Annotated in this window: 25 protein-coding genes; 5 read left to right on the top strand and 20 right to left on the bottom strand. The window is 45.2% G+C overall.

Features of this window, described 5'->3' with window-relative positions; genetic code table 11:
• The first annotated feature begins 5 nt into the window (after window positions 1–5).
• From metE to I579_RS07635, 3 genes are all read left to right on the top strand, one after another.
• Complete coding sequence (gene metE / locus I579_RS07645; protein ID WP_010754187.1) at window positions 6–2,273, top strand: 5-methyltetrahydropteroyltriglutamate--homocysteine S-methyltransferase; 2,268 nt, start codon at window positions 6–8, stop codon at window positions 2,271–2,273.
• A 15-nt stretch (window positions 2,274–2,288) separates the two neighbouring features.
• Window positions 2,289–3,161 (top strand): methylenetetrahydrofolate reductase [NAD(P)H], encoded by an 873-nt coding sequence (metF, locus tag I579_RS07640; RefSeq protein WP_010754188.1) that lies wholly within the window; start codon window positions 2,289–2,291, stop codon window positions 3,159–3,161.
• 166 nt (window positions 3,162–3,327) lie between these two features.
• Window positions 3,328–4,437 (top strand): ABC transporter ATP-binding protein, encoded by a 1,110-nt coding sequence (locus I579_RS07635; protein ID WP_010754189.1) that lies wholly within the window; start codon window positions 3,328–3,330, stop codon window positions 4,435–4,437.
• Window positions 4,438–4,530: 93 nt separating this feature from the next.
• Here the strand turns inward: I579_RS07635 and I579_RS07630 are convergent, their stop codons facing one another.
• Entirely contained in the window at window positions 4,531–5,706 is a 1,176-nt protein-coding gene (locus I579_RS07630; RefSeq protein WP_010754190.1) for an NADH-dependent flavin oxidoreductase, read from the bottom strand.
• Between the two features lie 281 nt (window positions 5,707–5,987).
• On the opposite strand from I579_RS07630, the gene I579_RS07625 reads away from it, so the two are divergent.
• Window positions 5,988–6,362, top strand: a complete 375-nt coding sequence (locus I579_RS07625; RefSeq protein WP_010754191.1) for a winged helix-turn-helix transcriptional regulator — start codon at window positions 5,988–5,990, stop codon at window positions 6,360–6,362.
• Between the two features lie 95 nt (window positions 6,363–6,457).
• Here the strand turns inward: I579_RS07625 and I579_RS07620 are convergent, their stop codons facing one another.
• The 11 genes from I579_RS07620 to rpsP all read right to left on the bottom strand — a co-directional run bounded on the left by I579_RS07620 (window position 6,458) and on the right by rpsP (window position 13,892).
• A complete protein-coding gene (locus tag I579_RS07620; protein ID WP_010754192.1) occupies window positions 6,458–7,732 on the bottom strand; it encodes an NADPH-dependent oxidoreductase in 1,275 nt (424 codons plus the stop codon).
• A gap of 15 nt (window positions 7,733–7,747) precedes the next feature.
• Window positions 7,748–8,356, bottom strand: coding sequence for an NADPH-dependent FMN reductase (locus I579_RS07615; protein WP_010754193.1), 609 nt, complete (start codon window positions 8,354–8,356; stop codon window positions 7,748–7,750).
• 27 nt (window positions 8,357–8,383) lie between these two features.
• Window positions 8,384–9,316: an FAD:protein FMN transferase gene (locus tag I579_RS07610; protein ID WP_010754194.1), complete on the bottom strand. Its 933-nt coding sequence runs from the start codon at window positions 9,314–9,316 to the stop codon at window positions 8,384–8,386.
• Between the two features lie 170 nt (window positions 9,317–9,486).
• Window positions 9,487–10,353, bottom strand: a complete 867-nt coding sequence (locus tag I579_RS07605) for a helix-turn-helix domain-containing protein (protein WP_010754195.1) — start codon at window positions 10,351–10,353, stop codon at window positions 9,487–9,489.
• Between the two features lie 126 nt (window positions 10,354–10,479).
• A complete protein-coding gene (locus I579_RS07600; protein ID WP_010754196.1) occupies window positions 10,480–10,818 on the bottom strand; it encodes a hypothetical protein in 339 nt (112 codons plus the stop codon).
• Between the two features lie 149 nt (window positions 10,819–10,967).
• Window positions 10,968–11,606: a YczE/YyaS/YitT family protein gene (locus tag I579_RS07595; protein WP_010754197.1), complete on the bottom strand. Its 639-nt coding sequence runs from the start codon at window positions 11,604–11,606 to the stop codon at window positions 10,968–10,970.
• Window positions 11,607–11,645: 39 nt separating this feature from the next.
• Window positions 11,646–12,350 carry a zinc metallopeptidase gene (locus I579_RS07590; protein WP_174270017.1) on the bottom strand — a complete coding sequence of 235 codons (705 nt, stop codon included), beginning with the start codon at window positions 12,348–12,350 and terminating at the stop codon, window positions 11,646–11,648.
• Window positions 12,351–12,419: 69 nt separating this feature from the next.
• Entirely contained in the window at window positions 12,420–12,752 is a 333-nt protein-coding gene (locus I579_RS07585) for a zinc ribbon domain-containing protein YjdM (RefSeq protein ID WP_010754199.1), read from the bottom strand.
• Window positions 12,753–12,859: 107 nt separating this feature from the next.
• Entirely contained in the window at window positions 12,860–13,216 is a 357-nt protein-coding gene (locus tag I579_RS07580; RefSeq protein WP_010754200.1) for a DUF488 domain-containing protein, read from the bottom strand.
• A 146-nt stretch (window positions 13,217–13,362) separates the two neighbouring features.
• On the bottom strand, window positions 13,363–13,608 hold the full coding sequence (locus tag I579_RS07575) for a KH domain-containing protein (protein ID WP_010754201.1): 246 nt from the start codon (window positions 13,606–13,608) through the stop codon (window positions 13,363–13,365).
• Between the two features lie 11 nt (window positions 13,609–13,619).
• Window positions 13,620–13,892, bottom strand: coding sequence for a 30S ribosomal protein S16 (gene rpsP, locus I579_RS07570; RefSeq protein WP_010754202.1), 273 nt, complete (start codon window positions 13,890–13,892; stop codon window positions 13,620–13,622).
• A 230-nt stretch (window positions 13,893–14,122) separates the two neighbouring features.
• Between rpsP and I579_RS07565 the strand changes: the two genes are divergently transcribed.
• Window positions 14,123–14,677 (top strand): NADPH-dependent FMN reductase, encoded by a 555-nt coding sequence (locus I579_RS07565; protein ID WP_010754203.1) that lies wholly within the window; start codon window positions 14,123–14,125, stop codon window positions 14,675–14,677.
• Window positions 14,678–14,752: 75 nt separating this feature from the next.
• Here the strand turns inward: I579_RS07565 and I579_RS07560 are convergent, their stop codons facing one another.
• The 8 genes from I579_RS07560 to I579_RS07525 all read right to left on the bottom strand — a co-directional run bounded on the left by I579_RS07560 (window position 14,753) and on the right by I579_RS07525 (window position 23,492).
• Entirely contained in the window at window positions 14,753–15,727 is a 975-nt protein-coding gene (locus I579_RS07560) for an acetylxylan esterase (RefSeq protein ID WP_010754204.1), read from the bottom strand.
• Between the two features lies 1 nt (window position 15,728).
• Window positions 15,729–16,610, bottom strand: a complete 882-nt coding sequence (locus I579_RS07555) for an ROK family protein (protein WP_010754205.1) — start codon at window positions 16,608–16,610, stop codon at window positions 15,729–15,731.
• A gap of 76 nt (window positions 16,611–16,686) precedes the next feature.
• Entirely contained in the window at window positions 16,687–17,400 is a 714-nt protein-coding gene (locus tag I579_RS07550; protein ID WP_010754206.1) for a GntR family transcriptional regulator, read from the bottom strand.
• Window positions 17,401–17,428: 28 nt separating this feature from the next.
• Entirely contained in the window at window positions 17,429–19,648 is a 2,220-nt protein-coding gene (locus I579_RS07545) for an alpha-galactosidase (RefSeq protein ID WP_010754207.1), read from the bottom strand.
• Complete coding sequence (locus I579_RS07540) at window positions 19,635–20,234, bottom strand: hypothetical protein (RefSeq protein WP_010754208.1); 600 nt, start codon at window positions 20,232–20,234, stop codon at window positions 19,635–19,637. Before I579_RS07540 ends, I579_RS07545 begins: the two co-directional genes overlap by 14 nt.
• Window positions 20,235–20,264: 30 nt before the next feature.
• Window positions 20,265–21,089, bottom strand: coding sequence for a carbohydrate ABC transporter permease (locus tag I579_RS07535; RefSeq protein WP_010754209.1), 825 nt, complete (start codon window positions 21,087–21,089; stop codon window positions 20,265–20,267).
• Window positions 21,090–21,092: 3 nt separating this feature from the next.
• Entirely contained in the window at window positions 21,093–22,010 is a 918-nt protein-coding gene (locus I579_RS07530) for a carbohydrate ABC transporter permease (protein ID WP_010754210.1), read from the bottom strand.
• A 177-nt stretch (window positions 22,011–22,187) separates the two neighbouring features.
• Window positions 22,188–23,492 carry an ABC transporter substrate-binding protein gene (locus tag I579_RS07525; RefSeq protein ID WP_010754211.1) on the bottom strand — a complete coding sequence of 435 codons (1,305 nt, stop codon included), beginning with the start codon at window positions 23,490–23,492 and terminating at the stop codon, window positions 22,188–22,190.
• Window positions 23,493–23,533: the final 41 nt, after the last annotated feature.

Here is a 23,533-nt window from a genome sequence, read left to right as displayed (position 1 = left end):
CTGCCATGACCACAACCATTATCGGCTTTCCCCGGATTGGTGAATACCGGGAATTAAAATTTGCTACAGAAAAATACTTCCGCCAAGAAATCAGTGAAGCAGACTTACAAGAAACCGCCCGCGCCTTGCGCCAAAAGCATTGGCAGACCCTTAAAGACAGCGGTATCGATGAAATTCCCAGCAATGATTTTTCTTTTTACGACACCACCCTGGATACCGCCTTTTTATTCAATATCTTACCTTCTGAGATCAAAGATATTGAACTGAGTTCCTTGGATCAGTACTTTGCTTTGGCTAGGGGCTACCAAGGACCAAAAGGCGATATTAAAGCTCGCCCGATGAAAAAATGGTTCAATACAAACTATCATTATTTGGTGCCAAAGTTTGAAGCAGACACCAAGATTAAATTAAATGACGAGAAAATCTTTCAAGAATTTAAAGAAGCCCAAGCACTGGGAATCACCACTCGCCCGGTGCTAGTAGGGCCTTTCACATTACTGAGTCTCGGAGAATACGCTGCAGGCAGCACCCCAAGAGATTTTGCCAAAGCTTTGGTCGCGGCGTACAAAGAAGTTTTGACGAAGCTAGCAGACTTAGGAGCCCAATGGTTGCAACTAGACGAGCCTGCCTTGGTGAAAGACTTGACCGCTACAGACCTAGCGCTTTTTGAAGAAATCTATCAAGAACTCTTAGCAGACAAGCCATTAAAAGTCCTTTTGCAAACCTACTTTGGGGATATCCGGGATGCGTACGACAGTGTCATCGCCTTGCCCTTTGATGGTATCGGCTTAGACTTTGTGGAAGGGGTGCAAAGTTTAGCCCTCGTGGAAAAAGGCTTCCCCAAAGACAAACGCCTCTACGCCGGAGTGGTAAATGGCAAAAACATCTGGCGCAATGACTACCAGAAGACTTTGGACCTCTTAGCTCAGCTGCCCCAAACTGCGGTCTTGTCCACTTCTTGTTCCTTACTTCATGTGCCTTACACGACAGCTAATGAAGACTTTGCACCGGAAATTGTCGCCCACTTCGCCTTTGCAAAAGAAAAATTACAGGAATTAACCGATTTGGCAGCCATTCGCCAGGACAATCATTCTCCTTTAACGGTCAATCAAGCACTCTTTGCCCAAAAACGCTTTGCCCCAGACCCGCAAGTCCAAGCCAATCTAGCCGCCCTTACTCCGGAAGATTTTGTCCGGACACCAGCTTTTGCCCAGCGAGAAGCCTTGCAAAAAGCCGTCTTCCAGCTGCCGTTGCTGCCGACGACCACGATTGGTTCCTTTCCCCAAACCCGGGAAGTCAAGCGCACTAGAGCCCAGTTTAAACGGCAAGAAATCACCGAAGCTGCTTATGATGCCTTTGTAGCGGCACAAATTGATGACTGGCTGGCTTGGCAAGAAGCCATTGGGCTAGATGTTTTGGTCCACGGGGAATTTGAGCGCAACGACATGGTGGAATATTTCGGTCAAAATCTCGCCGGCTACCTCTTTAGTAAAAATGGCTGGGTGCAGTCTTACGGTACCCGGGGTGTTAAGCCCCCGATTATCTGGGGAGATATAAAACGGGGGGCGGCCATCACCGTGAAATGGTCCCAATACGCCCAGTCCCGCACGGATAAATTCGTCAAAGGCATGCTGACCGGGCCTGTCACGATTTTAAACTGGTCATTCCCCCGGGAGGATATCAGTTTAAAAGATGCCACCTTGCAACTGGCTTTGGCCATTCAAGAAGAAGTCTTGGACTTGGAAGCCCATGGCATCTCCATGATTCAAATCGACGAAGCCGCACTGCGGGAAAAATTACCTTTACGAAAAAGCGATTGGTACCAAGAATACTTGGATTGGGCCATTCCGGCTTTCCGCTTAGTTCACAGCAAAGTCTCCGCCACCACTCAGATTCATACCCATATGTGTTATAGCGAGTTCACGGATATCATCCCGGCGATTGAAAATCTGGACGCAGACGTGATTTCTTTTGAAGCGTCCCGTTCCAATTTGGAGATTTTGGACGCTTTGAAGGCGCAAAACTTCCAAACCCAAGTGGGCCCCGGGGTTTATGATATCCATTCCCCTCGTGTCCCAAGCGTTAGTGAAATTAGTGAAACCATCGAGAAAATCCTAGCCAAAGTCACACCGGAAAAACTCTGGATCAATCCCGACTGTGGTCTGAAAACGCGAGGCATCCCGGAAACCCGAGAAAGTTTGGCCAATCTCACCACAGCAGCCAAAGCAATTCGCCAAACAATTAGCGAACCCGTGTCAACTAGTATCCAATAGAAAGGAAGTCCGCCTATGTCACATGCCTCTTTGTCCTTTGAAATCTTCCCTCCTAATACCCACGTGGGGGAAGAAAAGCTCTTGGGGACTTTGGAACAGTTGGGAGATTTGGCCCCGGACTTTATCAGCGTGACTTGTAGCAACAACAAGCGCAATATCGAAGAAACCACGCTAAAAGTCGCCGGCTATGTGAAAAATCACCTGCAGATTCCAACGATTGCCCACTTGCCCGCCTGTTACTTAAGTAAACAACAAGTTACCGCTATCTTGACCCAATTAGAGCAGCTAGGTATAAAACAAGTCTTGGCCTTACGGGGGGACATCGATCCACAGATTCCTCCCACAAAAGATTTTTCTTACGCCAGTGACTTGGTAGCTTATATTAAAGAAGCGGCCCCCCACTTTGAAATCAGTAGGGCGTGCTACCCAGAAGTCCATCCCGAGTCAAAAAGTCATGTGGCCGATGTCTTGCATTTGAAAGAAAAAGTAGCTAGGGGCTGCGACCAGTTGATTTCCCAACTTTTCTTTGACAATGAAGTCTTCTATCGTTTTTTGGAGATCTGTCAGTTGGCCAATATCCAAGCTCCGGTTTTGGCCGGCATCATGCCCATCGTAAATCGCAAACAAGCCTTGCGCATCATCCAAACTGCCGATGCTAAGTTGCCCAAAAAATTCTTGGCTATCTTAGACAAGTATGAGCACAATCCCGTGGCCTTACGAGATGCGGGGCTGGCCTATGCTGTGGATCAAATCGTGGACCTCATCACCCAAGACGTGGCCGGCATTCATTTGTACACTATGAACAATGCGGCTACCGCTCGCCAAATCTATCAAGCCACCGCCTCTTTATTCCACAAAACGCCGGTGCTAGACCAAGTTCTTGGCTAATCGCATACTACAAACAGGAGGACAACGCTGGGAGTTTTTCCAACGTTGTTTGCGTTTTCAACAAAGTGTACAAAAAATCTCCTGTGGTTTTGTGCAGATTGTCATGGCATTCAAAAAGCGCTTTCAGGTATAGTTAACCCATAGAAAACGAAAAGAGGTATTTTCAATGGTAGAAATGGCATTACAACACGTGTACAAAAAATATGACAGCGCAGAAAACTATTCTGTAACTGACTTCAACTTGAACATCGCAGATCGCGAATTTATCGTCTTCGTAGGTCCTTCCGGTTGTGGGAAATCCACTACTTTGCGGATGATCGCAGGTTTGGAAGACATTTCAGAAGGTGAATTGTTAATCGGCGGCAACGTGATGAACGACGTAGCACCTAAAGATCGGGACATCGCCATGGTATTCCAGAACTACGCTTTGTACCCACACATGACCGTTTTTGACAACATGGCATTCGGTTTGAAATTGCGTAAATACGACAAAGCCGACATCAAAACTCGGGTAGAAAACGCTGCAGAAATCTTAGGTTTGACTGAATACTTGGATCGTAAACCGGCTGCCTTGTCCGGTGGTCAACGTCAACGGGTTGCCTTGGGTCGTGCCATCGTGCGGGATGCAAAAGTCTTCTTGATGGATGAACCTTTATCTAACTTGGATGCGAAATTGCGGGTTGCCATGCGTGCCGAAATCGCGAAATTGCACCAACGTTTGAACACTACTACAATCTACGTAACCCATGACCAAACAGAAGCGATGACCATGGCGGACCGGATCGTTATCATGAAAGATGGTTTCATCCAACAAATCGGAACTCCTCAAGAAGTTTACGATACACCAGTTAACATGTTCGTTGCAGGCTTCATCGGCTCTCCAGCTATGAACTTCTTCAACGTTACTTTGAACAACGGGGTCATCACTGACGGCCACGGCTTGAAACTACGCATTCCTGAAGGGAAAAACAAAATCTTGGTGGAAAAAGGCTACGAAGGCAAGCAATTAGTCTTTGGTATCCGTCCAGAAGATATTCACTCTGAACAAGTTGCGATTCAAGCATCTCCTGAAGCAACAGTTACCGCTGAAGTTGTGGTATCTGAATTACTAGGTGCCGAATCCATGTTGTACACTCGTATCGGGGATACTGAATTCATCTCTAAAGTAGATGCTCGTGACTTCCACCGTCCTGGTGAAATGATGGATCTAGCATTCAACATCTCGAAAGCACACTTCTTCGACAAAGAGTCCGAACAAGTAATCAAGCTTCCTTAATCTCGTGTTCATTTCTTAACCCTATACCTTTCCAATACCAAAAGACCCGCTTGCTCCTATGCAGGCGGGTCTTTTGGCGTGTTTAGTTTGGTACTACAATTTCTTTTCAAAACCTTCCATCGGCGCCAGATTATTTTGATAGCTGTCAAATTCTGTGCCGTCTTCCGTAAAGTGCATGACACTGCGAAAAGCGGTTTGCAAGTATTCTTGCATGGCTACTGGAATCGCTAATTCGTCCAAATCGTAAGGGCTCAATGTATTACGTAAAGGCTCTCCGGCAGCAGCTTTTTGAACCCATTTTGGTTCTCTGATCAATTCCCGACCAATGGCGACAAAATCGGCTCCATCGGCTAGGGCTGCCTCAGCGTCGGCAGGGCTTTCCACGGAACCGACACCGATTAAAGGTACTACCCCTTTGGTCTTTTCGGCAAATTGAGACACTAAACTGCGGCTGTCGGTTTTATCGTTCAATGAAGTCCGTTGGTAACTCCCCATGGATAGATGAAGGTAGCTGATCTTATCTTTGATTTGATCCACAAAGTACAAGGAATCAGCCAAACGAATCCCTGGTGTTTCTATTTCTTCTGGAGAGATGCGATAGCCCACTAGAAAAGGTCCTTTGCTGTATTTGGCTACCACTTGATTGACTTTTTCAATGACGGCTAAAGGAAACTTCAGGCGTTTTTCCCGGCTGCCGCCCCAGTCGTCTTCCCGTTGATTGGCATTTTCCGAATAGAATTGTTGCAACAAATAAGTATTGGCCCCGTGGAGTTCCACCCCATCAAAACCAGCTACAATCGCTCTTCTCGTCGCTTCACCAAAGTCTTCGATGATTTGTAGAATTTCTTTTTCCGTCAAAGCACGAGGCACTTCGGAGTCTGCTGGATAACTAGCCGCAATTTTGCTAGCGCTCACTGGTTGTTCCCCGCGCAAAACCTTACTAGTGGACTTTCTGCCGGCGTGGAAAATCTGCAAAATCGCTTTCGTGCCATCCTTTTGAATTCCTTTGGCAAGCTTGCTCAACCCGGGAATCATTTCGTCTCGAGTGATGGAAAGCTCCCCTTCGAATCCTTTGCCACTTTCACTGACATTGGCCACCCCGGTGACGATCATCCCCGGTCCCCCAGCCCGTAAAGCGTAATAGGCGATTTCTTCTTTCGTCACCATGCCGTTGTAAAAGCTGGCCATGGTCGTCATAGGTGACATAACGATCCGGTTTTTGACTTCTAAGCCATTGGCAAAGCGATAAGTTGATAAAAAGTTGTACATTTTCTTCATCCTTTCTTTTTCCGAGTAATGGTTACGTACCTCGTAAAAGCAATTATAGACACTTGCCTCTTTTTGCCTAGTACCTACTTTTTTGTTTGCTAGCCACTTTAAAGTAACAATTTGATAACACCTGGCTTTTGGCCTGACTCAAATGGTAAAGAAAAGTTTAAGACCTAGACAACTCAGCTGAAGAAAAGTAGCCTTGAAAGCCAATCATTGCGAGGGCGAGCCGTGGGTGGTATGCTGACTGACGAAACAAGCCTTAAAAAAGGAGTTTAGTTATGAAAAAAATTTATCATTTAGCGGTAGAAACTACTCTCGATGTTATCGGAGGCAAATGGAAACCTATCATCCTCTGCCATCTGGGAAACGGCCCTCAACGCACCAGTGAATTGCAAAAGAACATCCCCGCAGTCACTCAAAAGATGCTAGTGCAACAACTACGGGAATTAGAAGCGGACGGCATCATTTTGCGGAAAGTCTACAATCAAGTCCCCCCTAAAGTGGAATACTCCTTAACAGAAGAAGGCAAAACCTTGCGCAATATTTTCGTCTCTATGTCGGAATGGGGCGTTAGGCGAGTAGCTACTTTAAATGAAAAAGGCGCCGATATCCAAATCGAAAACGAAAACTTCGATGGCTTTTTGAAGTATTAACCCCTGTAAAATGATTGCTAGAGCAGTCAGTAAAAATCACAAAAAACGTCTGCCCCAGGAGAATCTCTTCCTAGGCAGACGTTTTTTTGCATTTTTTATTTTACTGAAGCGCTGGAAACACCGTCCACGCTTGCGGCAGCTACCGGAACTTTCGCCGGTATTGGTGCATCACTTTTAGAAGCACTGGCTACGGCGTCTACAGCAGGGGCTGCTGAGGTTTCCCCGGCATTTTTTGAAGCACCAGCCACGGCATCTACTTCCCCGCCGACTAATGCTTGACCGGTTTGGGCCAAATACCAGTCCACGATTGGTTTAAAGTCCAAGATGTATTCATTGACCCCGGCGTAATTGCCGGCTTCATCATGCATGGCTTGGTAATTGTGAACCACGTATTTGTCTGGGCCGTGGGTCGGTACATGAACCCGAATGACATCTTGGGCTCCGGAGCGTAGTTGTTGCAAGACCCACTCCACGTTTTTATAGGATTTTTGTGGGTGGCAATAAGCCAAGGCATTGCCGACTTGTCCCGGTTGGCGTTTGGCAAACATCTCCTCGGCGTCGGCACAGTGATTGTAGTACAAAAATTGATTGTTGCTGTCGGCATAGGTCAATTCCATGGGCATGGAGCGCAAGAAGTAGTTCAATTGATCCACGGTTAAGATCCCTCGATCTAGTTCCACATAGGTGTTCCCAGAGACGGCCCCCACTGCGGCAGCGGCTTGTTCCACCCAGTCTTCGGCGGCTTTGTCGATATCGGGAATCGTTGTGGCAATCGCTCCTTTTGCTTCCAAGTCTTCCGGTGGTAATTTAGGTGCGGCACCGTCCAATTGACCGATTACTTCGATGAACTGGACGAATTTCCCTAGAGTACTCCCTAAAAATTTCCGGGTGCCTTCTGATTTTAAGTTGCCTTTTTCGTCAAAGGCTTCTTTGGCTTTGCCTAAAAGAAATTCATTGCCGGGTAATACGATGGCATTGACCCCGGGAGCATCGAGGATTTGGCGCAAGTGCAGTTGTGCCCGCGAGGTTCCCTGGTCGTAATACGAACAGCCCACGATCATCACCGGTTTATTTTCCAGTGGATGAATCTTGAAGGAGAGCCATTCCAATGCACTTTTTAGAGCCGCGGGAATGGTGTGGTTGTGTTCCGGAGTGGCGATAATGACCCCATCTGCTTGCATGATTTTCCGGTTTAAATTTTGAATGGCTACACTATCGGTTTGATCGTCACTTTGATTAAACAATGGCAAGTTGGCGATTTCCATGATTTCCAAGTCAAAAAGCTGACTGTATTCTTTGGAAATGTATTCCAATAAAATTCGGTTGTATGACTGCTCTGCGGCTGACCCGACTAATCCGATTAATTTCATCTCGTTCACTTCTCCTTATCGATTTTCCCAAGAAACAGATTCCGCCAACTTTTGATTGACGCTATGGGCGTGACCCAGCTGGCTGGTGATTTGCATAAATACTAAGAAATCTTCAAAGAGTCCTTCCAGTTGTGCCACCATATCTTGATCTATCAGTTCGTTGTTTTCATCAAAGGCTTGTAGGGAATGACTTAAAAGAAACTCTGAACTAGGCATGATCCGAGCTTTTAATTCCGGCGCATCCAAAACTTGACGCAAGTGCGCTTGCGCCCGGGAAGAACCCAGTGTTCCGTATGAGGCACCGATGATCATCACCGGTTTGTCCACAAAAGGATAGATGCCGTAAGAAAGCCAGTTCAAGGCATTCAGTAAAGCGGCGGGAATGGCGTGGTCGTATTCCGGCGTACTGATCACCACTCCATCGGCGCTTTCAATGGTCAGGGCCATTTGACGCACCACTTCTGGTACCTTTTTATCTGCAGGTTTATCAAACAAAGGCAAGTGGTTAATCTCAAGTAATTCCAACTCCGCTTGATTTGCAAAATGAGCTTTCATGTATTGTAATAGTTGTCTATTGGTCGAGTTTTCCGAATTAGTCCCGACTAAAGCGACGATTTTCACCATAGTACTCTTCCTTTCTCGTTTCCAGCTTTACTGCCAAATAATGTGGTCTGCCACTTGGGCCGAGGTCAACACCTGGCGATCTTTCATAATCAAAATGCCCTCAATTCCCGGAGTCTGTTCAAGAATTGCCAAAATCTCGTCAGGTTCTTTGCCAAACAACCGCGTCGTCCAAATCTCACCATCCACGGATTTTTGTGAAAGAATCGTCAAACTGGCCAAGTCCGTTTCCAAAGGGTGACCCGTATAACGATCGATCAAGTGATGGTAACGGTGATTTCCTGTGACCAACTGTCGCTCATAAATCCCTGAGGTCACCACGGAAGTAGCCGGTGTAGCCAAAATCAAACGATACTCCTCCCGCTCCCCTTGAGGATCACGGATGCCGATACGCCAAAGTCCCTGGGGATGAGACGAAGGCCCAAAGACCAGTAAATTACCGCCTAAATTCAACAGACCAGAGCGAGCTCCCACTGATTGAAGGTACGCGAGCAAGCGATCCCCTATGTACCCTTTGGCTAAGGAACCTAAGTCAATGGCCATGCCGGGCTTCGTCAAAAAGACACTGTGAGTGGCATCATCTAAGACAATCTGGCCAGGATCCGTCAAAGCTAGCTTGGCATTTAGCTCCGCCTCGCTGGGGACGCGGGCATCACTAAAACCAATGCGCCAACTCTGTACCAAAGGACCAATGGCGATGTTTAACTGACTGCCAGGCGCTTGACTGTGGGCTGTGCCTAATTTGATCAACTCATACAGTTCCGGATGGACCACCACAGGGCTCTTGCCACTTTGGCGATTCACCTGCATCAATTCCGAGCTGGGATCATTGGCACTGAAGCGGTGTTCGTATTCCTTTAAGCGAGTCACCAACTCGTTTAAAACCGACTCCGCCGCTTCGTGTTCAATGGTCAGCTCAATAATCGTTCCCATTAAACGAACAACCCGTTTGCCTTGCACCATGCCGCTCCTTCTTTCTTTTATCCGGTTGTGGCTTTTTTCACATTATTTTACAAAGCGATTCTACGCCTTGATTATAAAGATGTCAATTCAAAATATACATTTTTTATATATTTAAAATTCTTAGCACACAAAAAAAGTCTGAATCCCAGTGATTCAGACTTTTTAGTAGCTTAATTAGTCGATGTTAATTCTTGCATTTGAGCGTTGATTTGCTTCAATAAACGCTGATTGTCATTGACCTTGGCATAAGCCCGGGCATCTTGGAGCAATTCCAACACACGGCTTTTTTCTTGACCTGCTTGCAGCGCATTTTGGGCCAACTGAAAGACTGCTCGCGCCAAGTAGTAGGTCACGTGATTTTTCGCACATAGGGAAAAGACATATTGGAAAAGGCCATCGCTAGACTCGTAGTCCTTTTGCTCCCCGTAAAACAAGCCACAGTGAAAGACCATATTCAAAACCTTCCAGACTTCTTCAATGGTATTAGTAGGATATTGATAGACCCGCTCTAGCACTTGATTGAAGTAATACTCCGCTTTGTTCAAGTCACTCTCCCGCAAATAAACCAAACCGATGCCTGTATAGCCCAATAGCTGGTAAATTTCTTGAGGATGTTGATGCTCTTCTGCTAAGAGTTTGTCAAAGGTAAAGAGGACATCCGTCACCGGCGCCTGGCGAAAAATCATTTCAAAGCCCAGTAGGTAGTAGTACTGCAACAACAGTCCCGCCTGGGTCACTTCGACTAGGTCAAGCTGTTCCAAAAGAGTCCGCAAGCTCTCATATTCACTGGTAATCAAGTAAAACTCCCCTTGATTCAGTAGCTCCCGCAGCTGAGTATTTTGCGTGCCCACTTTAGGAAAGAGCTCCCCTAGTGGCAACTCCAAGCGATTGCACAGTTGAATCAAAATTTTTAAGGTCGGAATCTGGCCATTGTTTTCCAAACGGCTCAAAGTCGCCTGGGTGCAAATTCCCTGGGCCAATTCCTTTTGAGAGTATCCTTTTTCCTTCCGAGTAGCAATGAATAATTCGATGTTCATGAACGTCCTCCTGGTGAATGCCTAGTCTTACTATAGTCGATTATTCTAAAAAAAGAAATCAGAAAAAAACGCCCTTGGAAAATGACCCAGCCGGTGCATTTTCTACAGACGTTTTTTTATTATTTCTTAGTCCAATACATCATGGATAAAACCTTGGAGTTTATCCTTCATGCCTTCTGTCGCTTCTTTGACATTGTCGCCATAGACAGAAACTTGTTTTTTCCGGTCTTTGATTTTCCCCATGACATTCATCAAGGAATCCAAGTCGTCATCGGAGAGATCGTCTACCACGCCTAAAAGTCGCTCGTTTCCGTTAAATTTGTCGTCCACAAAGCGTTTCACTTTTCGGCGATTCTTCTTATGGCGTAGCGTATCTGTCACACTTTCTGAAACAATTGTAGCCGAAATGATTCCTGCCACGGCCACCACACTTAATCCAATCGCAACTTTCGTCGATGTCTTCATAATGGAACCTCCTTAAATAACTGCTTCTATGGGGATTATCCCCTACTTTTATCATAGCACAGGGGTCATTTTATGAGAACTGAAAGCACTTTTCTCCTAGGCTTTTGCATAAAAAATCCGGGACTAATGAAACGCCCCGGATTGTATGTTTATTTGACTTTGGCGACGCTTTTGTCAATCAATGGCAATGCGACTTTTTGGCTCCAGAAGCTGATTAAGGGTCCCGTTAAAAAGGCATTAATAAAGGTCCCAACACCCACCGGTCCGTGTAAAAAGAAAGCCAGTAAGGTAAAAGACACATCTTGGGTCACCCGCAAGATGCGGTAATTGGCCCCCGTGCGATCCACCAATGAAGGCGCCAAAGCATCATAAGGGGCACTTCCTAAATCGGCTCCAGTGTAAATGGCCACGCCTAAGGTAAAGATCCCAGTGCCGATTAACAAGAATAAAACTTGCTGGAAAACATTCGTGGCACTAAGTCCCGCTTGGCGAAATATTCCTGTGAAAAAGTCGATTAGAAAGCCGACGAAGACCATATTCACCAAGGTGCCAAAACCGATATACTTACGCCCAATGAAAAAGATCACCAGCAAGAATACTAGATTCACGCCTAGTTGGTAGACCCCTAAAGAGAGGCCAAAAACTTTTGACAAAGCGATATTAGACGAAGTATAGGGGTCTAGGCCCACATGTCCTTCTTGCAAGATCGTCGCCCCTAAACCGAGCATGATGACACCACCCACGGCAAATGCCATGCGGACAAACAGTTCCTTCGTGATCCGATACATGAGGCCACTCCTCTCAACGCACTAAAAGCTTAGAGTCAACTAATCGTTGCGGCCACGGCCACCAAACAAAATCACCAGTCGCAATAATTGCAGCAAAGTACTGATGGCTGCTGCCACATAGGTCAAAGCCGCGGCAATCAAAACTTTCCGGGCTTGAGGCAATTCTTCTGGTGTCAGAAGCCCACCTTCGCCTAAAATCGCTAGGGCTCGTCTTGAAGCGTTAAATTCCACGGGCAAAGTCACCACTTGGAATAAAAAGGCCAAAGAAAACGCGATTAAGCCCACTTGAATCAAGAAATTCGTCTGCAACAAAAGCCCAATCAAAATAATCGGCATGGCCATTTGGGAACCAATATTGGCCACAGGAACCAGACTCGCCCGCAAGCGCAAAGGGAAGTAACTCTTCGCATCTTGCACCGCATGACCACATTCGTGAGCCGCCACTCCAATAGCCGCCACTGAGGTAGAACGTGCCGTGGACTGAGACAAGCTCAACATCTTGTTGCGGGAGTCGTAATTATCCGTCAAATCCCCGGAAATCTGTTGCACGCCCACATTGTGAATTCCTTGACTATTCAAGATATATTGAGCGGCACTGGTCCCAGTCACTTGATTGACGCTTTTGACTTGATCGTACTTGTTAAAGGTGTGTTTCACGTACGCCGAAGCAGCCAATGACAAGACCAGCCCGATGATGACAAAGATAAAGGTCCCATCGAATAGGCCATAGCCGAAACCGTACATTCCATACATACAACATCCCTCCATTTTCTTGCTCAATAGTATAACAGGAATCCATGAACTTTCTGTGAATTAATTCTTCTTAACAAACTCCGATTTCAAAGACATAGGACCAAAGCCTTCGATCTTGCAATCGATATTGTGATCCCCTTCCACTAAGCGGATGTTTTTTACTTTCGTACCTTGTTTCAAAGGACCAGATGCCCCTTTGACTTTCAAGTCTTTAATCACCGTCACGCTGTCCCCGTCTTGCAAAAGATTGCCATTGGCGTCTTTGACCACCAAGCCGACTTCTTCTTCCGTAGATTCCACCCATTCATGACCGCATTCTGGGCAGACAAACTGACCTCGATCCTCATAGGTGTATGCTGAATTACAAACTGGACAATTTGGCAGTTGTGCCATTTTCTTCATTCCTTCCAAAACATAGTGTAGCCTCTATTGTAACGGAAAAGAATAACCAGGGAAAGCTGATTTTTCACTAAATCACAGGCATTTTATGAAAATTTTGGTCACCGCTTTGCCTTTAGCAACGCTTCTAAGATCACCGCTTGATTTTCGGCTTGGTTTTTAGCCGCAAACAACAACGTCACCTGAGCGTGTTCTTTTACGATTTCTTGTAATTGCAAAAAAGCAGTCCGGGTTGCTCCATGCTTTAGCTCTTCTTCGTAAGCCTGACGAAAAGCTGCAAAATCAATCTTGCCTCCGTGAAAGGCCTGACGCAATTCACGACTAGGGCCTACTTCTTTGAGCCACAAATCCACGTGGGCCCGCTCTTTACTAAGTCCTCTGGGCCACAGGCGATCCACTAAGACCCGGTAGCCATCTGCAGCCCCGGCTTCTTCATACACTCGTTTTATTTGCAACATCGCTTTCACCTTCTTTTCTTTTAGCATAGGACTTTTTTTGAAAAAGACAAACTCATTTGCTCGCAAAAAAGCAAACGGTTCATAGATTTAAACTACCCGCCAAAAGACAAAAAAACCGTCTGAGCAAAGGCTCAAACGGTTTTCGATTACTTATTGTCTAAGATATTCAGACGGACCTTTTTAGGACCTTCTGTGCGGACACCGTACACAATGGTGCGAATCGCTTTTGCAACTCGACCTTGCTTGCCGATGACCCGACCGATATCTTCCGGAGCGACGGTTAAGTTGTACTCCATAAAGTCACGAGACTCTTCGATTTCCAACTTCACTGCATCCGGGTGGGTGACTAAAGGACGGACGATTGTTAAGACTAAATCTCGTAAATCAGTCATAGTCGGTCACCTTATTTCGAAAATTTTGCTTCGTGATGTTTCTTCATAACGCCTTCTTTAGAAAGGATGTTACGAACGGTATCTGAAGGTTGCGCACCTTTAGACAACCAATCCAAAACCAAATCTTCTTTGATAGAAACTTCCGCAGGGTTAGTTAAAGGATTGTAAGTCCCAACTGTTTCGATAAAACGTCCATCACGAGGAGAACGAGAATCAGCAACTACGATACGGTAGAAAGGTTTCTTTTTAGAACCCATACGTTTCAAACGGATTTTTACTGCCATTATTTACACCTCCATATAATTTTCTCACATGGGCTAGTTTAACAGGTTTTTCTGATGGTGTAAAGAGTTTTTTCTTTACAGGTTAAATTCTTCTGACTTTCCCCTGTTTTCCGGTGTTTTTCGGCTTATTTCTAGCCAAAAGACCTTTTCTTTGTCTTTTCCGGAGATTCTAGTTACAATTAGTAAGTAAGTTATTTTCATTATTTAAACCCATCAAGGAGGAATCGTTCATGACAAAGAAAATTTGTTTTATCGTAGGTAGTTTACGGACTGCATCTTACAACAAAAAAGTAGCCCATGCCTTTGCAGAGCTCTTACCGGAAGACTTTGAAGCAGTCTTTCTCGAAATTGGCAATCTGCCATTGTACAATGAAGATTTGGACGCAGAAGGCCATATCCCAGTGGAATGGCAAGCCTTCCGTGATCAATTAATGCCATTAGACGGCGTGTTCTTCTTCACACCAGAATACAACCGTTCAGTACCCGGCGCTTTGAAAAACGCCCTTGATGTAGGTTCTCGCCCTTATGGTCAAAGTTCTTGGGATGGCAAACCTGCTTTAGTTGTTTCCGTATCACCAGGTGCTATTGGCGGTTTCGGTGCCAACCATCACTTGCGTCAATCCTTAGTATTCTTGAATATGCCAACTTTGCAACAACCAGAAGCCTATATCGGTGGCATTAACAACCTAATGGACGAAGACGGCAACGTGCAAGAAGGAACTTTAGACTACTTCAAGACGATTGTCGGAAAATATGTGGAATTCTTTAACAAATTAAAAGCCTAAGCCTTGCTTACCCCTGCTTAGACTCATAAGAAAACAGGCAGCTCCCGCTATTATGGTGGGAGTTGCCTGTTTTTATTATTTGTCAGTGACTGCCTGAGACAAGTATTGCCACATGATATCGCCAAAACGAGGCAAGTACTCGTGCCCGTATTCCGGATAGCTGTAAAGCTTTTTGTCGGCAACGTTTATCAGGTTGTTGTAGACAGCAAACTGTGTCTTTGGTGGACACACCGTATCCTCTAAGCCAATGGCCCAGTGAACTTTCCCCGTAATCCGGGGAGCAAAATATTGCAAATCAATGTAATCAAGGGTGGCGAAGAAATCCTCTTCTTTTTCATGGAGTGGATCTTTAAACCGAAACCAGTAGGCCAATTCTTCATAAGCAGAGTTGGTCACGTCTAAACGATAGGCTTCTCGATAATCACTTAAAAATGGATAGCACACAAAGCTCTCCTTAATCTCCGGGGCCAATGCCGCACAAATAAGCGCCAATGCGCCCCCTTGAGAAGCCCCATAAGCATAACATTTCTCAGACTCAACCTCGGGATAATGCAAGATAATCCGAGTCAACTGATAAATATCCAAAAAAACACTTCGGTAAAACAAGTGATCTGGCCCTGTCTCTACCCCTCGAATAATATGACCTTTCAAAGTCCCTCCGGAAGTTTGGGACATATCTTCGGAAAGCCCCCCTTGCCCTCGCACATCCAAAGCTACCACCCAGAAACCTTCTGCGGCTAAAGCAACTTTATCCGTCCAATCTCCTGCATCCCCGTGATAGCCATGAAATTGAAACAGCACTGGACACTTATTTTGATTTGCTTTTGGTCGAATCACTTGGGCGTGAACCCGTGCCCCACCAACACCAGTAAACGTCAGATCAAACCCCTCAGCCTGTTTTGAAAATAATTCATGGGGGATCATTTCATGAGTAGTTCCCAATAGATCGACTTCTGCTAGCCCTTTTTGCCAAAATTCCGTAAAGTCAGCAGGCTTTTGCTGGCTTCCCAAATAATCATGCCACTTTGCCAATGCATCTTTTGTATACATCTTACTGGTCCTTTCGTAAGTGATAATTTGCCACAGCGCCTACTAGATTGGCATCATTTTGGAACTCACAGATTTTCACCGTGATGACTTGGTCTTCTGCGTGTTGTTGGGCTTGCAACTGCGCCAGCTGTTCCTTCACCGGCTCCAAAAAGTCGCTACGGGTAGAAATCCCACCCCCGATGCAGACTACTTCTGGATCGACTACTAAGCAAATATTGTAAATACCGATGGCCAAGGCACGATGGATTTGCGCCACTTCTTTTTGGGCCCTTTCGTCGCCCTTTTCAGCTAAAGCAAACAACTGCTGACCGTCAATCGCTTCTGCTAATGCCATAGCTTTTGCGTAACGTTTGGCTGCGTGCACCGGGCTTGCTAACTCACTCAAGGTATGCCCCTTTTCTGTCAGCATATAACCAAATTCTCCCCCAAAAAGACTGTTTCCTTTGATTAGCTGACGTTCCAAAATCACGGCTCCTCCTACTCCAGAACCGATGATTAGCGCCACCGAACTCTGAGCATCTTTAGCCGCACCATAATAGGCCTCGGCCAAGCCGGCACAGTTGGCATCGTTTTCGATGAAAACAGGTTTGCCTAGGGCTGCTTCAAGTTCTGTCACAAAAGGAAAATGATGAATGTAGGAAATGGCACTGTACCCACCGATGACCCCAGCTTCACTATCCACTGCGCCAGGTACACTAATGGTTACAGCTTCGATCTCCTCTGGACTTTGTTTTGCCTGTTCCCCTAGTACCCGCAGTAATTCTTCCTGTAACGCTGACCAACTGTCCGGCGTCTGAAAATTCCCGGGATTTTGCAGACTTTCTGCTTGCCACAAAGCATACTTCACACTGGTACCACCGATATCCACTGCCAAAATACTCATACAGATTCCTTCTTTCCTCATAAACGTACAACTACATACTATTGTTTGCTAATTAAAGTCACTAGGGCATAATTCTTTAACTCCTAGTCAAGACGAACTCCACGGAGAAATTGTCATAGCGATGCACAGAAATGGAATACTCGAAAGCTTGTCCCGTATCCAAATAAGCGATCTGTTCCGCCACCGCCACGGGATCTCCTGAAGTAAGCCCGAGATAGCTTTGCTCTTCTTTTGTGGCTTGACGTACACTGATGCTCCGGTGACCACTTTGAATTTTCAAACCCAAATCCTCTTCAATGTATTCATAAAGGGAACCTTCAATCCGCTCTTTCTTCAAGCCAGGGATTAAATCAATGGGCATAAACATTCGCTCCATTACTAAAGGTTCCCCTTCCACAAGACGCACCCGGGAGATATTGTAAACAAACTGATCTTCTTGCATGTTTAATTTATTTTTTATCAAAGCATCCGCATTAATCACGGAAAAGACTAAGACTTTACTCTTCACTTTCTGATCCGGATGTAAAGCAGTAGTTCCCCGAAACTGATTTGCCACAGCCAAGCGCTCCAGCTCAGATGCGCTTAAGTCCTTCACAAAAGTCCCAGAACCCCGGCGTTTAATAATCAGGCCTTCCGCCACTAAAATATCCAGGCCTTTTTTAACCGTCATCTTACTGACGCCATACTCGGCACAAAGCTTTTTTTCAAAGGGAATTTGCTGGTTGGCTTGGTAGACGCCTTCTAAAATTTTCTTGCGAATATCATTGGCGATAAACGTGTACTTTTTCAACTAGCATCCTCCCTTTCCCCGTTACGGTTTACTCTTGTTGTTCCAAATAATACAGTTGGGAATGATAATCTCCCGGTAACTCTCGGGACCAATAATCCTGGGCTCGCTTAATGTAATTGCCCCCGAAAATCAGCCCAATACGCTCCAAGTCTTTTCCGGAGCGCAATGTTTCCGACCCGTTGATTTGGTAAAAGGCCTGTGGATTTAGCCCTACAAGCTTCAGCCGACGATAGGCTGGATTGGGTTTTCCTAAGACTTGATAGTCCGCTACCAGTGCCTGTTTCTGATCCTTTGACACCACCATCCAACTGCAATTTATTTCTTCAAAAGGACTGATTAATCGGTAAAATTTGCCCTCGTGAATCAGGTCCTGTCGTAATTTGAAAGTCTGAATGGCGTCCTTAACCTTGCCTAATTCTTCAGGGGTTAATTGCGTCACATCCAGTTCCAAACCATAGGTACTAAAAAGCGCCACATCACTTCTAAAATCCAAGCCCGGTGAGCGTCCCACCTGATGATTCGGCACGGCTGAAAGATGCCCGCCAATGCTTGACAAGGGATAAAGCATGGATGCTCCATACTGAATTTTTAAGCGTTCCACACCGTCCGTGTCGTCACTGGACCAAGTTTGAGGGGCATAGTATAACAGTCCCGGATCAAAGCGCCCGCCACCTCCAGCACAGGACTCAATCAACAGCGCTGGATACTTGGCCAATAACTTTTCGTAAAGCGCATAAACGCCGAGAATATAGCGATGAAATAACCCCCCTTGCGCTTGTTCACCGAGATAATTGGAAAAAGGTTCCGAGATGTAGCGGTTCATATCCCACTTAAGATAAGAAATCCGCCCACAGGACAAAATCTCATCCATTTGCCGAAAAATCTCCTCCACTACTTGAGGATTGCTAAAATCTAGAACGTATTGGTTGCGACCGTGGGAGATATTTTTTTCCGGATTGCCAATGACCCATTCCGGATGGGCTTGATACAAAGGTGTATCTCTCGAAATCATCTCCGGCTCAAACCACAGACCAAATTCCAAGCCTAACCCATTGATTTTTTGCGCCAGTCCGGCTATTCCCTCTGGCAATTTTTCTTTTTGTACCGACCAATCCCCTAAGGAACCCTTGTCACTGTTCCGCTGCCCAAACCAACCGTCATCTAAAACAAAGAGCTCCACGCCGATTTCTGCCGCTTTTTCGGCAATTTGGAGCAACTTCTCGCTGGAAAAATCAAAATAAGTTGCTTCCCAATTATTAATCAGAACGGGTCGTCGTTTATGTGCCCAGTGTGGGTTAATCAAATGTTCTGTGAAAAATTCGTGGAACGTCTGGCTCATGCCATTTAGCCCAGTATCGCTGTACACTAAAACCGCTTCAGGAGTTAGGAATTCACTTTGTCCTGTTAATTGCCAGCAAAATTCGAAGGGATTGATGCCCATTTGTACCCGTAACATATCATAAGTGTCTACTTGTATCCGTGCCAAAAAGTTGCCACTATAAATCAAGCTAAACCCGTAAGCTTCTCCTTGGTGTTCGGTGGTTTCCTTGGTACAAAGGGCCAAAAAAGGATTGTGTACGTGGCTCGATGCTCCTCGCGTACTGGAAACTTCCTGCACCCCGTAATTTAAAGGAGTACGGCTCAACTGTGTTTCTCGTGCCCAGGCCCCGTCCAAGTGTAGCCAGTCGTAGTTTTGATTTGGCAAGTCCAGATTGAAGCTCAGACAATCCAGGAGTTCATAGGTTATTGAACTGGGATTCAACACTTTCATTTGCCGAGTAACCACGGCGCTATCGGGAAAAATCGTGTAAAAGAGCTCCACCTGTAAAAGGGAGTAGGCATCTTGTAAGGTGATGATTAACGTTTCCCCTTCTTCCCCAAAAGTCCCCGGCAAGCCGACAGAAGACTTCTTCCCCTTGACGATTCGGTAACCAGCATAGGTGAACTGACTGATGCGATCACCGTTTTCATAGCGAATGCGCAACATAGGATAACGAAAATCCGTGGTCCCATAAATGCCCAGCTCCTGCTTAATGTGCTCCAAAGAAGTAGTATGATCTTCTGCTAATTGGTTATTACTAGGACGAATCTCTCGTTCGATTAAAAAATCGTGAGTTTCATAAACGGGGATGCGACTGCCAAAGTACAGTTGTTCCAAGACTTCCAGCTGTTCCATCACTCGAAATACATAGCTGATCTTTTCATTTTGCAGATGAAATTCATTTGTTCGCTCATTAATATGAATCATGTGTTTGTCCTTTCAATTCAAGTAATTTCTGGTGACCTTTTTTCAATAAATAAAAGACACCACCCGGCGCTACCAAGAAAAACAATAGTGGACTAATCGGAAGTAATAAGGCCCAAAAGACAAAATTGGCAACCACAAACCCGTTCCACAAACTTGGGCGTAACGTTTGACTTAACACAAGATAGCTATATGTTGCAAAGTCTAGCCCAGCCTTTGGCGTCACTAAAAAATTCGTAGTCAAAAGCAGTAAGAACAACAACAAAATTCCGCTGGCTACTAAGAATAAAACCGAAAGTGATGAGCCTACACCCCACACCAAAGTTCCAATGACTCCGGCAAAAGACAAGAAGATCCCTACAGATAAAGTTTTCTCCCAAAGTTTCGCTTTGCCTAGGTTTTCGGTAATGCGGCTAAGCCCTTCATGTACCGCTTCGGGATGGTCTACGGCGTACATGGTTTTTTCTTGGGCAGAAACCCAGCCATAAATCCCAGCCATTTTAATGAGTGTTCCCCAGAAAAACAGTGAACTCTTGACTAAGACGTAAAGAAACTCAACACCTTTAGTCAGGCGGCTTTTTGCTGTCATAGTCCTTCTTCCTTTCGATACTTTTTTTGCTTATTTCACTGAACCTGCCACACCATTGTAGATGTATTTTTGTAGAGCTAAGAACACGATTAGAATCGGTAAAATCACGATAATTACCCCAGCTAAAATCACCGGCCAGTTCGTGCCATAAGGTCCTTTAAAAGCGAATAACGCAGTAGAAATCACCTTCAAATTGCGATCAGGCATGTATAAGAAAGGATTGTAAAAATCGTTGTACACTCCAACACCGCTGATGATTAACATCGTAACAATCGGTGCTTTCAGGTTGGGTAAAATGATTCGCCAAAAGATTCCGAAATAATTGGCCCCATCAAGAAACGCCGATTCATCTAAAGACACTGGAATCTCATCTAAATACTGCAAAAATACGTAGATTGAAATCACATCAGTTCCCAGATTTAGCAAGATTACCGACCAGATGGTGTTAAATAAGCCAATGCCTTCAATAATTTGGAAAGTCGCCACTTGACTTGTAATCCCTGGAATCAGCATGGCCAACATAAAGAGTGCCATAATCGGCTTCTTTAGTTTAAAGTCAAAGCGGCTCATTACATAAGCAAACATAGAACCTAACAAAAGCTTCCCTACCATACTAATGCCAAAAATAATCAAGGTATTCTTGAACCCTGTAAGCATCTGCCCACTGACAAAGGCTGTCTTGTAGTTACTAAAATCCAAAGACTTCGGCAGACTTAAAACGCCGGTAGTCAAAAATTCATTATTAGACTTAAAAGAACCGATAAAGACTACTAAAATCGGCAGGATGGCCACAATCGCCCCAACTGCTAAAATCAAATATTGAAAAGCCTTGCCTATCGATAATCCTCTTTTCATCTGCTAGCCCTCCTTTTCCGTGATAAATCGGCGCTGAATCAGCGTCACCACTAATACAATCACCAGTAAAATCACTGCCATGGCTGAAGCCAGCCCCACCTTGTTGTACTTAAAGGCTGTATCAATAGTTTGAATTACAAAGGTCATCGTGCCGTTCGCCCCCGAAGTCATGATATAAGGAATATCGAAGACGCTCAAGGAACCACTGATGCCCAAAATCAAATTCAAAAAGATGATTTTCCGTATGCTCGGTACGATGATATAGCGGAATTCATCCCAGCGATTGGCTCCGTCGATTTCTGCGGCTTCATAGACTTCCGGGTTGACCGACTGAATCGCCCCTAAGAAAATCAAGAAGTTAAACCCGGTATAACGCCATAAGGAAGTAAAGGCCAATGAGATATTGTTAATGGAGCGATCTCCTAGCCACAGGCGAATCTGACTATCCAATCCCAATGCAGAAAGCACGGTGTCCAAAGTTCCGCCGCCTTTGTAGAAATACAAGAAGATAAAGCCGATTGCCACCCCGTTCAGTAGATAAGGGAAGAACAAAACACCCTTCCAAAAGTTAGCAAACTTCACTTTAAAGGACAGAATCGTGGCAAATAACAGCGCCACCGCCAGCTGAAGGAAGGTTGCGATAAAATAATACAAACTCGTCTTAAAGACGGTGAAATATTTGGGATTGGTTAAAACCGTCTTGTAGTTTTCCAAGCCTACAAAGGTGCTGTCCGGGGAATAACCGTTCCAATCCGTCAAGCTATACTGAAACATCTTCACTAATGGATAATAAGAAAGCAATAAGAGCAATACCACAGGAATAATCGTAAACGTAAAAATCAGGATGCGTTTTTCCGTTTTTTGACTCAGCCGGGATTTTTTCTTTGGTTTCACCGGCGCAAGTTCTGCTGGTTTATTCATCTTGAATCCTCCTGTCATTTTTAAATCTCCTGTTTATCTGGTCGCAAGGAACTCACTATGTAATTTTTGCGCCAGCACCTTCTTCAGACCATGACAAAGCCCTAGGAGAAGCAGTGCTTTCCCGATTGCTTTGTCACAGTACAAAAGAAGTTGATACGATAAGTTAGCGACTCGTTTTTATTCCCCCACTGTCTTCATAGCATCGGCCCAACGAGTATTAAAGTCTTTCATAATGGCATCAAAGGTTTCATTGGAATTGCCCACAGCAGCGTCAATGATTCGTTGTTTTTCTGCATCCGTGGTGCCAATTCCTAATTCAGCTTGATCGTTAATTGCGCTGAACAAGGATTCTTTGCCGGCCGGTGCAGGATTTTCTTCCAAAAGTTCTACTCCGGCTTCTTGCGCTACTTGTAAAGACTCTGGATAGTCTGCGCCGACTTTGGCAGACAAACCACCATTGTCTTCGGCATAGTCCGACTCATTTACTAACCAATCCAATAATTTCCGTGCTGCTTCTTTATGCTTACTGTGAACATTGATCCCGTAGTTGTAGTCTCCGCCGATTGGTAAGTATTGTTTGCCATCTGGAGCTGTCATTGGGAATGGTTGAAATGCGATATCCTCCGCATTTTCCGCCACCGCTTCTTTGATTTGGGGCACTGCCCAACTACCAAGGACCATTACACCGATTTTTCCATTCGCCATATCTACCTTGGATTGTTCCCAGTCACTGGTTGTCGGATCGGCTTCAATTAATTTTTGTTTGCTTACTTCATACAAGGTGTTGTAGATCGTATTCATGGTTTTTCCACTGTCAAAAGGAGCTGTATCCGTTGTCATTTCATTAGTAAAATCTGGATTCCCTGCGGCCCCACTACGGACAAAATCCCAGTTTGAAAGAGTCCAACCTGCAGCGTAGTTCGTATAAAGAGGTGTCACTTCCGCATTTTTTTCCTTCACCGTTTTCAATGCGCTGATAAAGTCTTCCGGTGTCTGAGGAAATTCCGTAATCCCTGCATCTTCAAAGACTTTTTGATTCACCACTAGTCCAGTAGCATTCATCTGAGACGGGATCCCATAGCTTGTACCATCATACGAACGATCATTTAAGCCTAAATATTTTTCCCCTAACTCATCCTTTTTCCCCAATGGTTCAAAGAAATTGCCATAGTCTTCTGGTTTAATATCTCCGGGAATCATCAAGAGATCGCCGTACTCTTCACTGTTCATCCGGGTTTTAATCTGTCCGGCATAATCGGTGATAGTCTGAATCTCTACTTTGATGTCTGGGTATTTTTTATTGAATTCCGCCATGTACTCATCCCACTTGCCGTTGGTTTCCCAATCGGTTTTGTGGTTGATAAACGTGATAGTTTCTGTTTTGCCATTCCCTTTGTCCGCTTCCTTCTGATTGCCACAAGCACCCAGTATTAACCCAGTTGCCCCTAAGATTACCAATGAACCTAGCATTTTTTTCTTCATGTTTCTTCCTCCTAATGAATAGATAAAGTGCGCTCTCAAAA

This window comes from Enterococcus asini ATCC 700915, from assembly GCF_000407365.1.
Lineage (GTDB): Bacteria > Bacillota > Bacilli > Lactobacillales > Enterococcaceae > Enterococcus_C > Enterococcus_C asini.
Note: the sequence above shows the minus strand (reverse complement) of the source record. Positions and strands in the feature narration are given on the sequence as shown.

Coding starts and splice junctions, on each gene's coding strand:
- metE (WP_010754187.1), top strand. CDS start 6: ATGACCACAACCATTATCGGCTTTCCCCGGATTGGTGAATACCGGGAA.
- metF (WP_010754188.1), top strand. CDS start 2,289: ATGTCACATGCCTCTTTGTCCTTTGAAATCTTCCCTCCTAATACCCAC.
- I579_RS07635 (WP_010754189.1), top strand. CDS start 3,328: ATGGTAGAAATGGCATTACAACACGTGTACAAAAAATATGACAGCGCA.
- I579_RS07630 (WP_010754190.1), bottom strand. CDS start 5,706: ATGTACAACTTTTTATCAACTTATCGCTTTGCCAATGGCTTAGAAGTC.
- I579_RS07625 (WP_010754191.1), top strand. CDS start 5,988: ATGAAAAAAATTTATCATTTAGCGGTAGAAACTACTCTCGATGTTATC.
- I579_RS07620 (WP_010754192.1), bottom strand. CDS start 7,732: ATGAAATTAATCGGATTAGTCGGGTCAGCCGCAGAGCAGTCATACAAC.
- I579_RS07615 (WP_010754193.1), bottom strand. CDS start 8,356: ATGGTGAAAATCGTCGCTTTAGTCGGGACTAATTCGGAAAACTCGACC.
- I579_RS07610 (WP_010754194.1), bottom strand. CDS start 9,316: ATGGTGCAAGGCAAACGGGTTGTTCGTTTAATGGGAACGATTATTGAG.
- I579_RS07605 (WP_010754195.1), bottom strand. CDS start 10,353: ATGAACATCGAATTATTCATTGCTACTCGGAAGGAAAAAGGATACTCT.
- I579_RS07600 (WP_010754196.1), bottom strand. CDS start 10,818: ATGAAGACATCGACGAAAGTTGCGATTGGATTAAGTGTGGTGGCCGTG.
- I579_RS07595 (WP_010754197.1), bottom strand. CDS start 11,606: ATGTATCGGATCACGAAGGAACTGTTTGTCCGCATGGCATTTGCCGTG.
- I579_RS07590 (WP_174270017.1), bottom strand. CDS start 12,350: ATGTACGGTTTCGGCTATGGCCTATTCGATGGGACCTTTATCTTTGTC.
- I579_RS07585 (WP_010754199.1), bottom strand. CDS start 12,752: ATGGCACAACTGCCAAATTGTCCAGTTTGTAATTCAGCATACACCTAT.
- I579_RS07580 (WP_010754200.1), bottom strand. CDS start 13,216: ATGTTGCAAATAAAACGAGTGTATGAAGAAGCCGGGGCTGCAGATGGC.
- I579_RS07575 (WP_010754201.1), bottom strand. CDS start 13,608: ATGACTGATTTACGAGATTTAGTCTTAACAATCGTCCGTCCTTTAGTC.
- rpsP (WP_010754202.1), bottom strand. CDS start 13,892: ATGGCAGTAAAAATCCGTTTGAAACGTATGGGTTCTAAAAAGAAACCT.
- I579_RS07565 (WP_010754203.1), top strand. CDS start 14,123: ATGACAAAGAAAATTTGTTTTATCGTAGGTAGTTTACGGACTGCATCT.
- I579_RS07560 (WP_010754204.1), bottom strand. CDS start 15,727: ATGTATACAAAAGATGCATTGGCAAAGTGGCATGATTATTTGGGAAGC.
- I579_RS07555 (WP_010754205.1), bottom strand. CDS start 16,610: ATGAGTATTTTGGCAGTGGATATCGGTGGTACCAGTGTGAAGTATGCT.
- I579_RS07545 (WP_010754207.1), bottom strand. CDS start 19,648: ATGATTCATATTAATGAGCGAACAAATGAATTTCATCTGCAAAATGAA.
- I579_RS07540 (WP_010754208.1), bottom strand. CDS start 20,234: ATGACAGCAAAAAGCCGCCTGACTAAAGGTGTTGAGTTTCTTTACGTC.
- I579_RS07535 (WP_010754209.1), bottom strand. CDS start 21,089: ATGAAAAGAGGATTATCGATAGGCAAGGCTTTTCAATATTTGATTTTA.
- I579_RS07530 (WP_010754210.1), bottom strand. CDS start 22,010: ATGAATAAACCAGCAGAACTTGCGCCGGTGAAACCAAAGAAAAAATCC.
- I579_RS07525 (WP_010754211.1), bottom strand. CDS start 23,492: ATGAAGAAAAAAATGCTAGGTTCATTGGTAATCTTAGGGGCAACTGGG.